The 14818-nt window shown below is 64.2% G+C and carries 12 protein-coding genes; 9 read left to right on the forward strand and 3 right to left on the reverse strand.

Annotated elements, in window-relative coordinates; genetic code table 11:
* Positions 1-128: 128 nt before the first annotated feature.
* Positions 129-1154, forward strand: a complete 1026-nt coding sequence (locus AB7531_RS09120) for an AraC family transcriptional regulator (protein WP_084795337.1) — start codon at positions 129-131, stop codon at positions 1152-1154.
* A gap of 63 nt (positions 1155-1217) precedes the next feature.
* Here the strand turns inward: AB7531_RS09120 and AB7531_RS09125 are convergent, their stop codons facing one another.
* The 3 genes from AB7531_RS09125 to AB7531_RS09135 all read right to left on the reverse strand — a co-directional run bounded on the left by AB7531_RS09125 (position 1218) and on the right by AB7531_RS09135 (position 4646).
* On the reverse strand, positions 1218-1865 hold the full coding sequence (locus tag AB7531_RS09125) for a hypothetical protein (RefSeq protein WP_187387948.1): 648 nt from the start codon (positions 1863-1865) through the stop codon (positions 1218-1220).
* A gap of 163 nt (positions 1866-2028) precedes the next feature.
* The gene (locus AB7531_RS09130) at positions 2029-3879 is read right to left on the reverse strand and encodes an ATP-binding protein (protein WP_063981447.1); all 1851 of its coding nucleotides are present in this window, start codon (positions 3877-3879) and stop codon (positions 2029-2031) included.
* Between the two features lie 134 nt (positions 3880-4013).
* Positions 4014-4646, reverse strand: a complete 633-nt coding sequence (locus tag AB7531_RS09135) for a cupin domain-containing protein (RefSeq protein WP_063981448.1) — start codon at positions 4644-4646, stop codon at positions 4014-4016.
* A 203-nt stretch (positions 4647-4849) separates the two neighbouring features.
* Here AB7531_RS09135 and AB7531_RS09140 point away from each other — a divergent pair, with 203 nt between their 5' ends.
* The 8 genes from AB7531_RS09140 (at position 4850) to AB7531_RS09175 (ending at position 14786) form a co-directional block, all read left to right on the forward strand.
* A complete protein-coding gene (locus tag AB7531_RS09140) occupies positions 4850-6541 on the forward strand; it encodes a peptide ABC transporter substrate-binding protein (protein ID WP_441279935.1) in 1692 nt (563 codons plus the stop codon).
* Positions 6542-6568: 27 nt separating this feature from the next.
* Positions 6569-7519 carry an ABC transporter permease gene (locus AB7531_RS09145; protein ID WP_063981450.1) on the forward strand — a complete coding sequence of 317 codons (951 nt, stop codon included), beginning with the start codon at positions 6569-6571 and terminating at the stop codon, positions 7517-7519.
* A gap of 2 nt (positions 7520-7521) precedes the next feature.
* Positions 7522-8397, forward strand: a complete 876-nt coding sequence (locus AB7531_RS09150) for an ABC transporter permease (RefSeq protein WP_063981451.1) — start codon at positions 7522-7524, stop codon at positions 8395-8397.
* Between the two features lie 55 nt (positions 8398-8452).
* On the forward strand, positions 8453-9781 hold the full coding sequence (locus tag AB7531_RS09155; protein ID WP_063981452.1) for an NAD(P)/FAD-dependent oxidoreductase: 1329 nt from the start codon (positions 8453-8455) through the stop codon (positions 9779-9781).
* Positions 9782-9794: 13 nt separating this feature from the next.
* Positions 9795-10721 carry a 2-hydroxyacid dehydrogenase gene (locus AB7531_RS09160; protein WP_063981453.1) on the forward strand — a complete coding sequence of 309 codons (927 nt, stop codon included), beginning with the start codon at positions 9795-9797 and terminating at the stop codon, positions 10719-10721.
* Between the two features lie 9 nt (positions 10722-10730).
* Positions 10731-12599 carry an ABC transporter ATP-binding protein gene (locus AB7531_RS09165; RefSeq protein ID WP_094184520.1) on the forward strand — a complete coding sequence of 623 codons (1869 nt, stop codon included), beginning with the start codon at positions 10731-10733 and terminating at the stop codon, positions 12597-12599.
* Positions 12600-12873: 274 nt separating this feature from the next.
* A complete protein-coding gene (locus AB7531_RS09170; RefSeq protein WP_063981454.1) occupies positions 12874-13797 on the forward strand; it encodes a helix-turn-helix domain-containing protein in 924 nt (307 codons plus the stop codon).
* A gap of 473 nt (positions 13798-14270) precedes the next feature.
* Positions 14271-14786 carry a hypothetical protein gene (locus AB7531_RS09175; RefSeq protein ID WP_063981455.1) on the forward strand — a complete coding sequence of 172 codons (516 nt, stop codon included), beginning with the start codon at positions 14271-14273 and terminating at the stop codon, positions 14784-14786.
* Positions 14787-14818 lie beyond the last annotated feature (32 nt).

Here is a 14818-nt window from a genome sequence, read left to right on the forward strand (position 1 = left end):
CTATCCGCTAAACGAATCCGGACGCGACTGTTGCCGTGCAGCATGATGATTTTGCGACGCGGCCCTTTCCGCGTTCGAGGAACCATTATAGGCTTAAAGCAATTCCGTGACGCGAAGCGTGGTCGATGATGTCCGCAGCCGTGCTGGAAATGACCGCAAGAACGTCTGCAGCCGAACGGCTTGCGGACTTCGCCCGCGTCACCACGGACGATGTCGACGAAGCGGCAGAGCAGATCGGACGCATCTTCTGCCCGCACAATCTCGAGCCGGTACGGCCGCGCGGACCCGGTTTCTCCGCCCGGCACAATTGCGCGGCGTTCGACGGCTTCTCCATCAACTATGTCGCCTATGGCGGGTCGGTGAGCATCGATCCCGGCTGCCTCGAGCGCTTCTTCCTGGTGCAGGTCCCGCTCACCGGCACCGCCCGCATTCGTGCCGGCGTCAGCGAAATCGATGCTGCGCCGGGCCGGACGGCGTCGCTGCTGTCGCCGACCATCCCGACCCGGATGATGTGGAGCGACTGTGCGCAGGCGATCCTGCTGCTCGACCGTCGCATGGTCGAGCAACGCGCTGCGTCGCTGTCGGGCAGGGCGGCCGGCCCGGTCGAGTTTGATGCCGCGATCGACCTCGACGCACCGGCGGGGCAGGCCCTGCAGACCAGCCTTGCCGAGCTGATGCTGCTCGCCGAGCGTCTCGGGCCGTCCGGCAGGCTTTCACCGGTCGCGATGGCCGATTGGCGCGAGGTGCTGCTCGATCATCTCCTCAATGGCCAGCGCCATGGCCTGTCGGATGCCATCAGGAGGTTCTCGGGGCAAGCCGAGCGTTTGCCGCGTGCACTGCGCGCCGCGCGGGACCATCTTGCGGAAAATGCCGGTGAGCCGCTCGACCTCGCGCAGCTCGCCTGCGCGTCCGGGATCGGCGTCCGCGCGCTCCAGCTCGGCTTCCGCCGCCACTTCGGCGTGTCGATCTCGGAGATGCTGCTCGACATGCGCCTCGCTGCTCTGCACGCCCGGCTCGCGCAGGCTTCGCCAGATGTCTCCATCACCGAGATCGCCTTCGATCTCGGCTTCACCCATCTCGGCCGCATGGCGGGTGCCTACCGCGAAAAATTCGGTGAGACGCCGTCGGCAACGCTGCGGCGAAGGATGAGCTAGCGAAAAGCGCCGCGCTTCCCGATCAACCTTTGTCGAAAAGCGAGCGACAAGGACAATGCATCATCATCTAAACATCGTCGCCTGGTTGACGTCACCCCAGCAATACTCGCCGTCGCAGTCCTTGAACTTGTCATTGATGGACCATTCCAGCATGCCGCCCCGCGTTGGAATTCGCACAGTCACGTTTCGCTTGTCGTCCCACAATGTCAGGAAGTGCGGTGTGAAGCTCGTCTCCGTATATGTATAGAGAGCTGAGTTATCCCTCAGAAGCCTTTCTTGCCAGACGCCGGCTGCAATTCGCTCGATGGTGCTTTTCGGGAGGTCATAGCGCTTGATGGAATCGAGGTATTTCTTCGATCCCGTGTCTTGGGCAATTGATATTTGTAGTGGCCATCCAAGCAGGATCGACGACATGATCGATGTCGCTCCCAGGATGAGAGCGACGGTTGCAAACCAGGACAAGACCTTCACCTGGAGCCGCGCATTTTGCGCAAGAGGATTGGCGTTGGCAGTCGTCCCAATCTCTAAGTTGACGACGATGAACATCAGCAAAATGAAGAACATCAGGCCAGCCATAGCGTAACCTGCGACTTCGGGGGCTATCGACAATGCCGCTGTCGTCGCGACCGCGACCACACCGCTTGCTCCCAGTGCCCACTTATAGGTGTTCGGCGTTTGCTCTTTGAATTGTTGATTTGCGACGTCCGCCATGGGCTGGTCCTCGAATGATGTCAAGTAGGGCTTAGGTCTTCAAAACGTCTGGCGTCTGAAATGGTAGGTTGTCCGGGGCAGACAATATTCCGGCCGCCCGCACAGGTTGCAAGAGAATTGTGCATAAGCCATCGTTGGCTCGGTCCGGCCGGCCAGCGGAAACCTACGTCTTCCGCGATCGAGTCGCGCCGTCTTCCAATGCCTGCCTGCGTAAAAAGCCCTCAACATCCGCCTGCACCGAGTACGGCGTCGGGATCGGATCGCCCGCGGCGTCAACGGCGGTGTCGAGGGAGCGGCGCAGCATGCGCGCGAGCTCGGCTTTTCGGTACGGCTTTGCCAGAAGCGGCGCGCCCATGGTGGCACGCCCCTGCGCGTGCAGCGAATCGTAGGCATAACCCGACGTCAACAGCACCCGCAGCGAGGGCCGCGCGGCCACCATCTGTTCGGCGAGCTCGCGTCCGTTGACGCCGCCGGCCATCACGATGTCGGTGAAGAGCAGATCAAACGGCGCGCCGTCGGCCACGATGGCGAGCGCTTCGGTCGCGTTGGCGGCGGAGATGACCTTGTAGCCGAGGCTTTCGAGCTGGACGGTGACATATTGGCGGACGTCGCGATCGTCCTCGACGCAAAGGATGGTTTCCGTGCCGCCCACGACCTTGCGCTCGTCATAGCCGGCCGGACGGAGCGTACTGGTCTCGGCCTTCGGCAGGTAGATCGTGAAAATCGTGCCGCGGCCTTCTTCGGACGTGACCTTGATGCCGCCGCCGGACTGCTTGACGAAACCGAACACCATGCTGAGGCCGAGCCCGGTGCCCTTGCCGACATCCTTGGTCGAGAAGAACGGATCGAAGATGCGTTCGAGAATGGCTTGCGGAATGCCCGTGCCGGTATCGGCGATCTCGATCTCGACATAGTCGCCGGCATAGCCGGCGCCCACCGCGACGGCCTCGCGCACGCCGAACACCACGTTGCGCGTCGTCAGCGTGAGCTTGCCGCCATCCAGCATCGCGTCGCGTGCGTTGATCGCGAGGTTGAGCAGCGCCGCGCTCAGTTGGCCGCGGTCGGCGAAAGCCAGCCAGACGTTGCGGTCAAGCCTGGACACGATCTCGATCTTCTTGTCGAAGGTCGCCAGCAGCAGCTTTGCCACCTCTTCGAGCAGCTCGTTGACGTCGATCTCGGCCGGCTGGAGCGCCTGCTTGCGGGCAAAGGACAACAGGCTCGACGTCAGCGCGGCGCCGCGATCGGCCGCTTCGCTGATCAGCTTGGTGATGGTCGCAAGCGGCGGGTCGTCCTTCACGGCGTCGGCGAGGATCTCGATCGTCCCCGTGATCACGGTGAGCATGTTGTTGAATTCGTGCGCGATGCCGCCGGTGAGCTGGCCGACCGCCTCCATCTTCTGGGCCTGGATCAGCTGCTCCTCGGCGGCGCGCTTCTGGGTGACGTCCTTGACGAAATTGTTGATGATGGTGCGCCCGCCGAGCTGGAGCGCCGTGCTCGACGCCTCGATCAGGATCTGGTCGCCGTTCCGATGCAGCAGCGTCGCTTCGAACCGGATGCCGATCGGCGTATCCGACAGTTCCGGCAAAAGCCGCATCATGCGTTGCCTGAAGCCGTCGCGGAGCGACTCGGCGATGAGGAGGTTGACGACGTCGGCGCCGAGCGCCTCCTTGCGCGTCCATCCGGTGAGGGCCTCGGCCTGGACACTCCATTCCAGGACGATGCCGTTCGCATCGGTCTGAACGAAAGCGTCGAGCGCGGTCTTGATGACGGCCTGGGTCATCTGTGCGCTGGCCTGGGCCTGCTCGGCCAGTTGCGCGGCGGCGCGTTTGTCCTGCGCCGTTTCGATCGCGCGCGTGCACAGCCGTGCGAGCAGGACCGCGACGGCGCCGCTTACCAGCAAAGCGACGACCTGGGCCAAGCCGAACCCGGTCCCGGCATAGGAGGCGAGGAGGGCCGCGGCGGTCACGGCGACCTGCGCGGCCATCGCGAGTGTCAGAAGCGGTCTGAGTTTCATGGTCTCACACCAGCGACGTCAATCGCGGGACCCTCGCGTTCGCGCTGTAGATTGCTCCGGCTTCACGTCAGCTACAGGCTCCGCGAGCCTGCGTCGAGGGGCAATTTCCGGCGGGGCGCCGGCGTTCCTCGCGCTCAACCTGCCGGCGAATCGGTCTGGCGCAGCGTCGTGACCCAGATCACACGCGCGGCCTGCTGGGTCGGGTTGTCGAACATGTGCGGCACGATGCTCGGAAAGCGGAAACTGTCGCCGGCCTCGAGCAGATGAGCCTGGTTGTCGAGCCACAGCCGCAGGCTGCCGGACAGGATATACCCGGCCTTCTCGCCGGTGTGCTGCAAGAAGTCGGTGCCGGACGAGGCGCCGGGGTTGAGCGTCAGCTCGTAGAGTTCGAGCTGGCCCTCGTCTGCCGGCGTCAGCGCTTCCTTGACGACGCCGCTGGCGGTGAGCCGCAACAGGCGCCGGCTGTTCTTGCGCACGATGTAGCGCTGCACGTCGGCGGGATCGGTGGTCTCGAAGAAATAGGAGATGGGAACGTCGAGCGCGATGCTGAGCAGGCGCAGCGTCCGTATCGACGGCATGGCCCGCGCGCGTTCGAGCTGGCTGATCATGCCGTTGGAGAGCCCGGTCTTGGTGGCGACGTCCTGGATCGAGAGGCCGGCGCGCTGCCGCAGCAGCCGCACGGTTTCGCCGAGCCGCTGGTCGACCGCATCGTCAGCCTCGATCGCCGGGGCGTCCTTCGGGCTGTTGGTCTCGCCGCGACCATCCATGTCGCTCTCCCATGCATTGCCTCGCCGCCGGAATGGCCGGCGGTGTGAAAAGGTCGCGCATCCTAGCAATGTGATTGACAGCTGTATTTAGTCATGATGAACTTTTGACTGAAAAATTTAGAAGCACTAAAGCCCACTCCTGTCCCTTTGCCGGGTCTCGGGGGCGCGGGAGACGGTGCCGTGTGCGGGAACGGAGACTGGTCATGGCAGACAGCACCGGCAAGTTCGGCGTTGGCGGACTGCGTCATCTCGGCATTCCGAATCGCCGACAATTCTTCCAGCTCGGCGCGGGTGCCGCGGCGGGATGGACCCTTGCAGGCAACGCCTTTGCGCAGAGCGAACGCCCGACCAATCCGCCGGACAAGCCGCGCGGGCAGGTGATCGCGGCGCTGTCGCAGGAGCCGACCGTCTTCCATCCGCTGATGCCTGGCATCGAGGTCGATCAGGGCATCTGGTGGCAGGTGTTCTCGCCGCTCTGGTTCATCGAGCCCGATGGCAAGTTCGTTCCCGACCTCGCGCGCGAAGTCCCGACCATCGAGAATGGCGGCCTGTCGGCCGATGGCCTGACCTGGAAGATCAAGCTGCGCAGCGACGTGAAGTGGCATGACGGCACGCCGTTCACGGCCGAGGACGTGAAGTTCTCGCTGGACCTGATCAACAATCCCGACTTCCGCGTCCGCAACCGCGTCGGCCACAACCTCGTCAAGGACATCAAGGTCGTCGCGCCCGACGAGATCCACTGGCGGATGGAGGCTCCCTATTCGCCCTACATGTCGATCCTGTCGCTCACCTTCATCGTGCCGAAGCACATCCTGGAGAAGCTGTCGGATCCGAACGCCTCGCCGTTCCACAATGCGCCTGTCGGCACCGGGCCGTTCCGCTGGGGCGAGCGCGTGCCCGGCGACCACATTCAATTGAATGCCCACGCCGGCTACCACGGCAAGGGACCTTACGTCGAACGCGTGGTCTTCAAATACATCCCCGACCTCACCGTCCTCTACACCCAGTTCCGCACGGGGCAGGTCGACTACACCGGCCTGCAAGGCATTTTGCCGAATTTCGTGCAGGAGGCGAAGACGCTGAAGGGCCGCAAGATCTTCGTCTCCGCGACGTCGTCGGTGGAGCACGTCGCGCCCAATCTCGAATTCGGCCCCTTCGCCGATCGCGCGGTGCGCGAGGCGCTCTACCTTGCCATCAACAAGCAGGCGATCATCGATGCGCTGAACTACGGCCTGCCGACGCAGACCGAGAGCTTCGTGCCGCAACAGGCCTGGTCGTTCCAGCAGGGCCTGCCGCAACACAAATACGATCCGGCCAAGGCCAACGCGTTGCTCGACGCGGCCGGATGGACCCGGGGCTCCGGCGGCATCCGCGAGAAGGGTGGGGTCAAGCTCGAATTCACCAACTCGACGACGTCGGGCAATGCGGTGCGCGAGCAAACCCAGCAGCTCCTGATCCGGGACTGGCGCGCGATCGGCGCGGCGATGCGGGTCAACAACATGCCGGCCGCCGTGATCTGGGGCGATTTCTGGCAGCAGTCGAAGTTCAATTCGGTGCTGGTGTCCGTGAACTTCATGCTCGGCAGCGACCCCGACGTGACGCCGCGCTTCGGCTCCGGCGCTATCCCTGCCAAGGGCGGCCGTGGCTTCAACACCTATCAGTACAACAGCGCCGAGGCCGATCGTCTGCTTGCCGAGGGCGCCAGACAGTTCGATCTCGCCCAGCGCAAGACGACCTATGGCGATCTGCAAAAGCTGATCCGCAACGACCTCGCCATCCTGCCGCTGTTCCAGGGTTTTATCGCCGAGGGCGTGAAGGAGGGGCTGCAGGGCTTCCGTCCCAACATCAACACGTCCATCAATTGCTGGAACATCCGCGAATGGTACTGGGCCTGATGCCTCAGGCTCGCTGGATCGCCTGAGATGGCCCGTTACGTCGTCAACCGCCTGGCGCAGGCGATCATGCTGCTCGTGATCGTCTCCGCGATCGGGTTTGCCATCCTGCATCTGGCCCCCGGCGGTCCGCTGTCGCAATACGCGGCGTCCGCGCAGATGACGCAGGAGGACCTCGACCGCGTCACGAGGCAGCTCGGCCTCGATCGCCCGTTGCCGATCCAGTATCTCGACTGGTTCGGCCGTATGCTGAGAGGCGATTGGGGCAAGTCCTATCGCGACGGCGAGGCGGTGCTGTCTGTGATCTCCTCCCATCTCGGCGCCACGCTGGAGCTGATGGCGACGGCGACGATCATCGCGGTTTTGCTCGGCTGCTGGATCGGCGTGCTAGGCGCGCTGCGCCGCTATTCGCTGTTCGATACGCTGGCGACCGTCGGCGCCATGATCGCGCTGTCGATCCCGACCTTCTGGTTCGGCCTGGTCACCATCTACGTGTTCTCGGTGAAGCTCGGCTGGCTGCCGGCCGGCAATCGCCAAACGGTCGGCGATGGCTCCTTCCTCGACCTGCTGCATCATCTGATTGCGCCGGCGCTGGTGCTGGCGCTGGTCGAGACCGCGATGTGGGGTCGCTTCATGCGCTCCTCCATGCTCGAGGTGATTAACCAGGACTACATCCGAACCGCGCGCGCCAAGGGCATGCCGGAATGGCGCATCCTCACCGTGCACGCGCTGCGCAACGCCCTGCTGCCGATGATCACTGTGGCCGGCCTCCAGTTTCCGACGCTGCTCGGCGGTGCGCTGGTCGCCGAGACCGTGTTCACCTGGCCCGGCATGGGCCGGCTGTTCCTGGATTCCATCGGCTACCGCGATTATCCCGTGGTGATGGGCATCCTGATGTTCTCGGCGACCATGGTGCTGATCGGCTCGCTGCTTGCCGACATCCTCTATGCCGTCGTCGATCCGCGCATCCGGGTGGGCTAGGAATGACGGCTGCGACCCTCTCGACCGCTCAGCTCGCGCCCGGCCAGGCCGCATGGCGGCGCTTTCGCCGGCACCGGCTTGCGCTTGCGGGGGCTGTCATCATTCTGGTTCTCGTCCTCGGCTCGGCGTTCGGTCCCTATCTGCTGCCGTTCGACGACACCCATATCGACATCATGAAGCGGTTCGCGCCGCCCTTGTCGGGTGCGCATATCCTCGGCACCGACGAACTTGGCCGCGATGTGCTGGCGCGACTGATGATGGGCGGACGCGTCTCGCTCACGATCGGCATCGTCGCGATGGTGATCGCGATGGCGGTGGGAATCGCCGTCGGCGCCTTTGCCGGCTTCTATGGCGGCGTGGTCGGCGCGGTCCTGATGCGGCTGGTCGACGCCGTGCTGTGTTTCCCGACGATCTTTCTCCTGCTGGCGCTGGCGGCGCTTACCGAGCCCGGCCTGATCACCACGACCGTCCTGATCGCGGCGACCGCCTGGATGTGGGTGGCCCGCGTCGTCGAGGCCCAGGTGCGCTCGCTGCGAGAACGTGAGTTTGCGGTTGCTGCGCTCGCCTTCGGCTCGTCGAACCTGCGGATCATGTTTCGCGAGCTCGTGCCCAATGCGATCGCGCCAATTGTGGTCGCGGCGACGCTGAACGTCGCCAAGGCGATCCTGCTGGAATCCTATCTCAGCTACCTCGGCTACGGCGTCCAGCCGCCGGCCGCGAGTTTGGGCAACATGCTCAACAACGCGCAGATCTATCTCACCAGCGCGCCGTGGCTTGCGATCGTGCCGGGCGTCGCCATCACGCTCGCGGTGACGAGCTTCAATTTCCTCGGCGACGGCCTGCGCGACGCGCTCGATCCGCGAATGAATATCCCATGACGAGCCTGCCCCCGAGCCGACTTGCTTCGATCGAACTGAATAGCTGGAGTGTCCCATGTCCCCGCCGCTCACCCGTATAAACAGCGACGAACGCCTGCCGGCGCAGGTGGACGTCGTCGTCATCGGCGGCGGCGTCATCGGCGTGTCCGCGGCCTACCATCTGGCAAAGAAGGGTCTCTCCGTCGCCCTCGTCGAGAAAGGCCATGTCGGCGGCGAGCAGTCGAGCCGCAATTGGGGTTGGTGCCGCCAGCAGGGCCGCGCCCGTGAGGAGATCCCGCTGGCCCGCGAGGCGCTCCGGCTGTGGGAGGACATGCAGAACGACGCCGGTGTCGATGCCGGCTTCCGCCGCACCGGCGTGCTGTTCCTGACCAAAAGCAAGGACGAGCTGGCCAGTTGGGAGCGATGGGCCGCAACGGCGCGCGAGATGCAGGTCCACTCGACCGTCCTGACGCCGGCGGAAGTCGCCGAGCGCCTGCCCGGCAATTCCGAGAAATGGGTCGGCGGTCTGCACACGCCGAGCGACGGGCGCGCCGAGCCGTCGATGGCCGTGCCCGCGCTCGCCACCGCTGCACGCAAGCACGGCGTGACCATCCACCAGGGCTGCGCTGCACGCGGGCTGGAAACGCAGGGCGGACGGGTCAGCGCCGTCGTCACCGAGAAGGGCACCATTCGCACCCAGTCCGTGCTGCTGTCGGGCGGCGCGTGGTCGTCGCTGTTCTGCCGCCGTCACGGCATCGAGCTGCCGATCGGTCTCGTCAACGCCACCGCATGCCGAACCACGCCGGGACCGGAGATCACGTCCGGCGCGCTCGGCACCGACTTCTACTGTATCCGTCGCCGCCTCGACGGCGGCTTTACACTGGCGCTGCGCGGCCGCGGCACGGTCGAACTGTCGCCAGACCTGTTCCGCTACGCGCGCACCTTCTGGCCGACCTACCTGCATCGCAAGAACGGGCTGAAACTGTCGTTCGGCAAGTCGTTCTTCGACCAGATCGTGCGCGGCACGAGCTGGAGTTTGGACAAGCCGTCGCCGTTCGAGACCGAGCGTGTGCGCGATCCGGCGCCTGACATGTCGCTGGTCAACGCGGCGCTGGCTTCGCTGATCAAGTCGAATCCCGAATTGAAGGACATCGAGATCGCGGAAGCCTGGGGCGGCACGATCGACTGCACGCCGGACACCATTCCTGTGATCTCGCCGGTCGATGCCTTGCCCGGCTTCTTCCTCGCGACGGGCTTCTCCGGCCATGGCTTTGGCATCGGTCCTGCGGCCGGCAAGCTCGCCGCCGACATCGTGACCGGCGCGACGCCGCTGGTCGATCCCGCGGCCTACAGCCACAAGCGCATGATCGACGGCCGGCGTCTCGCGCCGGTCAGCCCGTTCTGAGAGTGCTGGTGGCATGACGGTTCTCTACAAGGCCAACATGGTTCGCGGCGCCGAATGGGCGCGCTTCTTCGCCGAGCGCGCGCCCGATGTGTCGTTCCGGCTCTGGCCCGACATCGGCGATCCCGCAGAGGTGCGCTACCTGGTGGCGTGGGTACCGCCGGACGACATCGCGACGACCTTTCCCAATCTCGAGCTGGTCTTTTCGGTCGGTGCTGGCGTGGATCAGTTCGATGCCACAAAACTTCCACCGCACATACCGCTCGTCCGCATGCTGGAGCCCGGCATCGCCGAGACCATGGTGGAATACGTCACCATGGCCGTGCTCGCCCTGCATCGCAATCTCCTGCACTTCATCAGCCAACAGAAGGAGCAGGTCTGGCGCGAGATCCGGATCACGCCGGCCAAACGTCGTCGTGTCGGCGTGATGGGGCTCGGCCAGCTCGGCCAGGCCGTGCTCGACCGGCTCAAGGCGTTCGACTTTCCGCTTCTCGGCTGGAATCGTTCGCCGCGCGCGATTGAAGCCGTCACCTGTTACGCCGGTACGGACACCTTGCCAGAGTTTCTCGCGCAGGCCGACATTCTCGTCTGCCTGCTGCCGCTGACCGACGAGACCCGCGGCATCCTCAATGCCGATCTGTTCGCGCGCCTGCCGCGCGGAGCAGGGCTCGTCAATGTCGGGCGTGGCCCGCATCTCGTCCAATCCGATTTTCTCGCGGCGCTCGACAGCGGCGCACTGTCCGGTGCGGTGCTCGACGTTGCCGATCCCGAGCCGCTGCCGGCCGGCCATCCGTTCTGGAGCCATCCGCGCATCCTGCTGACGCCGCACAATGCCAGCATGACGACGCCTGATACGGCCGTCGATTTCGTGCTCGACGTCATCGCGCGCCACCGCCGCGGCGAAGATCTGCCGGGGCGCGTCGATCGCAGTCGCGGCTATTAGGGCAATCGCATGAGCACCGGCGCAAGCAGGCCTGATCCGATCGTTGCCGAAGCGCAGGCGCCCGTGTTGTCGGTCGCGGGCCTGACCACGTCCTTTCTGCGCGAGCGGCAATGGATTCCCGTCGTCCGCGACGTGTCGTTCGATATCGCGGCCAAAGAAACCGTGGCGATCGTCGGCGAGTCCGGTTCGGGCAAGAGCGTCACCGCGCTTTCCATCATGCGGCTCATTCCGAAGGAGAGCGGCCGGGTCGAGGGGCGCGTCACGCTCGCGGGCCGCGATCTGCTGACGCTGTCCGAAGCGAGCATGACGGATGTTCGTGGTAACGATGTCGCCATGATCTTCCAGGAGCCGATGACGAGCCTCAATCCGGTGCTCACCATCGGCTTCCAGATCGCCGAGGCGCTGATCCAGCATCGCGGCCTGTCGCGCGCGGCGGCGGAGGCCGAGACCATCCGTCTGCTCGATCGCGTCCGCATTCCCGCGGCGGCATCACGCTTCCACGAGCATCCGCATCGTTTCTCCGGTGGCATGCGCCAGCGCGTGATGATCGCGATGGCGCTCGCCTGCAAGCCGAAGCTGTTGATCGCCGACGAGCCGACCACGGCACTCGACGTCACCATCCAGGCGCAGATCCTGGAGCTTCTGAAGGAGCTCCAGCAGGAGGAGGGGATGTCGATCCTCTTCATCACCCACGATATGGGCGTGGTCGCGGAGATCGCGGACCGTACCGTGGTGATGTATGGCGGGCAGGCGGTCGAGACCGATGCGACCGCGCGCATCTTTGCTGCGCCCTCGCATCCCTATACGAGCGCGCTGCTCGCGGCCGTACCGCGCCTCGGCTCGATGGGCGGGCGGACGCGGCCGATGCGGTTTCCGATCGTCGACAAGGTGACGGGCACCTCGGACGAGCCGACGGAGACACCTGAAACGGTCTCAACCGCCGAGCGGCCGCTGCTCGAAGTCTCCAACCTCACCACACGCTTTCCGATCCGCTCCGGCTTGTTCGGCAAGGTTTCGGGCCGCGTCCACGCGGTCGAGAACATCTCCTTCACCCTGCGCGCCGGCGAGACGCTGGCGCTGGTTGGCGAATCCGGTTGCGGCAAATCGACGACAGGCCGTTCCATCCTCAAGCTGACGGAGCCGGACAGCGGCACCGTCCTGGTCGACGGCCAGGACGTCCTCGCCATGAACGCCCGGACCTTGCGCGACTTCCGCAAGCAGATGCAGATCGTATTCCAGGATCCGTTCGCGAGTCTCAATCCGCGCATGTCGGTGGGGACGGCGATCGCAGCGCCGCTGCTCGCCAACGGTCTCGCGACTGCCTCACAGGCACGAGACAAGGTGGCCGATCTGCTCGTACGCGTCGGCCTGACCGCGGATATGGCCGCGCGCTTTCCGCACGAATTCTCAGGCGGCCAGCGCCAGCGCATCTGCATTGCGCGCGCGCTCGCGCTCGGGCCGAAGCTAATCGTTGCGGACGAAGCGGTCTCCGCCCTCGACGTCTCGGTCAAGGCGCAGGTCGTCAACCTGATGCTCGACCTCCAGGCCAGCATGGGCCTTGCCTATCTCTTCATTTCCCACGATATCGCGGTGGTCGAACGCATGAGCCATCGCGTCGCGGTGATGTATCTCGGCGAGATCGTCGAGACCGGCCCGCGCGCAGCCTTGTTCGGCAATCCGCAGCATCCCTACACAAAGAAGCTGATGGCCGCGGTGCCCGTGCCCGATCCATCGCGCCGCGGCACGAAGCGCGAGACCTCGAACGACGAGATCAGAAGCCCGGTGCGCGCACCGGATTATCAGCCGCCGGTCCGGCAGTATCGCGAAGTCTCGCCCGGCCACGTCGTCCAGGTCTGGGGCGAGGAATGGTCGGCCTAGCGGCGCAAAGGCGCGCAGCGGATGCTTTCCAGAACGCACGATAAAATCGTGCCATGATCTGCCGCACACGTTAACGGTGTTGTCCTTCGCGATGCCAAGCCTGTGAAATCGTGCTGAAATCACAATGAATTCACCTCGTCGCGACGGAGTGCGACCGGCTGCCACAATCTATATGCTAATCCGGCGAAGCTGGACCGTCGGTCGTCGATCTCCGATAATGCATCGACTCGGAAAGGCCGACGCAGACGTGCCTTTCACGGATGGAATATTGATAATGACACAAGCAGGCGTCTACGGGCAGAGGCTCGGGCGGGGCCTTCACGTGAAGGAAGCTCCGGTTCTGATCACGCGCTCGCTGCGCAGCGCGGAGCTTGCGGTCACCGAAGTCCGCAATGACAAGCCGACGTCCGAACTTTCCGGCTCGTTGCCGGCTGAAGATGCTTACCTCGTCAGCCTGAAACTCCGCGACTATCCCGCTTGCGAATGTTGGGAGGAAGGCCGCTACGTCACCAGGGAGGATATTCGTGCGGGCGCGACCTATCTGTACGACCTCAAGCGCGACCCGCGCTATGTGATCGACAAGCCGTTTCACTCGCTCTTCTTCTATCTGCCGCGCTCGGCCCTTCACGACATGGCAAGGCAACCCGGCGCGCCGCGCATTGGCGAGCTCAGTTACGAGCCCGGTGTGGGCCATGACGACGGGGTCATCCGTCATATCGGCGCCAGCTTGCAGGAAGCACTGCGTCGGCCTGACGAGACCAACCAGCTTTTCGTCGATCACATGATGCTCGCGCTCACCGCCCACGTCGCCCAGACCTATGGCGGGCTGAAGCCTGTCGCAGAGCCTAACCGTGGTGGCCTCGCGCCATGGCAGGTGAAGCGCGCCTGCGACCGGCTCGACTCCGATCTCTCAGGCAAGGTCGCGTTGGAGCAGATCGCGACCGAGCTCGGCCTTTCGGTCAGCCACTTTTCACGTGCATTCCGGATCTCCACCGGCCTGCCGCCGCATCAATGGCTGCTGCGCCAGCGCGTGAAGGCGGCCACGCAGCTGATGACCGTCCGCAACCTGCCGTTGTCCGAGATTGCGATCTCGGCCGGATTTGCCAATCAAAGCCATTTCACGCGGGTGTTCACCCAGATGGTCGGCGTCAGTCCGGGCGCATGGCGCCGCGAAACCCATGGCGGGCGGGACGAGTAGAGCGTTTTCGCGTCAAAATCAGAATCCAAATCAGTGCCGCTTCGCCAGCGAGATCGCCATCTGACGTGGCGCAACGCGGGACAGCTTGCGAACTCACGGCGCCTGTCAGTTCGCGCCTCTGCGCTCCCGCGTATGCAACGATGCAAACTTAGTCCTCCTGAGATCGTGACTGGATGGAGCGACAGGGAACAGGAGTATGTGAACAGTCTCATAGTCCATCACTCTCTTTTCGAGCTAACTCTCCCCCAAGAAATTGCTGCACCCAGAGCTGACTGACAGACACGGGTGAGATGCAATGCCTGCGAAGCCGCGAGCTCGCAGCTTTGGACTGGCTCTCGTCTTGGTTACGAGCAAGCCAGCCCCATCACTCAGCCACATCTTTTGGAAATTGGAATCAAGGGCATCGCGAAGCGCGTCCACGCAGCTTCTAATCGGGGTCGGCCGGTAGGCTGCTACTTATTGAGGAGCCCCCAATGAAGATAGGCAACGCAGTTTTCAGCGCATTTTCCCTAACGAGGTACGCCGGTAATCTTGGGATCGCCCGTTCCAGTCTTATCAAGTCGGCCCATCTCCTCGAAAGAATTGGGCTAGCAGCCGTTGGGGCCTCTTGCGGCCTCTATGTGGGTGCGACCCTGTTGCGTCAGAAAGGCGGGCTTTTTGAAAGCGGCTGGATCGTGCTGCTAACAATGCTCTACGGAGCTCTCAGCTATTATGTTGGAATTGATTTGTCCCGGTCTGTCGCTCGGAGGTCGATTTCGAGCACCTCGGAAGAATACAACGGCTCTGAGGTTGCTGAGATCATGAGTGCGGCCGGTACGTTCGGCGCGGCGATTGCAGCAACTCTGTCCGTCAGCATCCTTGTCCTTGATCAAAGCCTACCCAATGCGCTGATAGCGTTTCTCGCCGGCTGTTGGGTCGTTGGGTCTTCGCTTCAAGTTGCGGCGGGAACGATGGCGCGCAACTACGTAGTGCCCAAGGATGAAGAATGAAGACAATTGTGCTCACGGAAAAACGTCTGCTT

Origin of the sequence: Bradyrhizobium sp. 63_E2_N1_3, from assembly GCF_052076005.1 — a bacterium.
GTDB lineage: Bacteria > Pseudomonadota > Alphaproteobacteria > Rhizobiales > Xanthobacteraceae > Bradyrhizobium > Bradyrhizobium barranii.

Excerpts from the sequence above, each read along its gene's own strand:
- AB7531_RS09170 (WP_063981454.1), top strand. The coding sequence starts at position 12,874 with ATGACACAAGCAGGCGTCTACGGGCAGAGGCTCGGGCGGGGCCTTCAC.
- AB7531_RS09135 (WP_063981448.1), bottom strand. The coding sequence starts at position 4,646 with ATGGATGGTCGCGGCGAGACCAACAGCCCGAAGGACGCCCCGGCGATC.
- AB7531_RS09140 (WP_441279935.1), top strand. The coding sequence starts at position 4,850 with ATGGCAGACAGCACCGGCAAGTTCGGCGTTGGCGGACTGCGTCATCTC.
- AB7531_RS09175 (WP_063981455.1), top strand. The coding sequence starts at position 14,271 with ATGAAGATAGGCAACGCAGTTTTCAGCGCATTTTCCCTAACGAGGTAC.
- AB7531_RS09150 (WP_063981451.1), top strand. The coding sequence starts at position 7,522 with ATGACGGCTGCGACCCTCTCGACCGCTCAGCTCGCGCCCGGCCAGGCC.
- AB7531_RS09130 (WP_063981447.1), bottom strand. The coding sequence starts at position 3,879 with ATGAAACTCAGACCGCTTCTGACACTCGCGATGGCCGCGCAGGTCGCC.
- AB7531_RS09125 (WP_187387948.1), bottom strand. The coding sequence starts at position 1,865 with ATGGCGGACGTCGCAAATCAACAATTCAAAGAGCAAACGCCGAACACC.
- AB7531_RS09155 (WP_063981452.1), top strand. The coding sequence starts at position 8,453 with ATGTCCCCGCCGCTCACCCGTATAAACAGCGACGAACGCCTGCCGGCG.
- AB7531_RS09160 (WP_063981453.1), top strand. The coding sequence starts at position 9,795 with ATGACGGTTCTCTACAAGGCCAACATGGTTCGCGGCGCCGAATGGGCG.
- AB7531_RS09120 (WP_084795337.1), top strand. The coding sequence starts at position 129 with ATGTCCGCAGCCGTGCTGGAAATGACCGCAAGAACGTCTGCAGCCGAA.
- AB7531_RS09165 (WP_094184520.1), top strand. The coding sequence starts at position 10,731 with ATGAGCACCGGCGCAAGCAGGCCTGATCCGATCGTTGCCGAAGCGCAG.
- AB7531_RS09145 (WP_063981450.1), top strand. The coding sequence starts at position 6,569 with ATGGCCCGTTACGTCGTCAACCGCCTGGCGCAGGCGATCATGCTGCTC.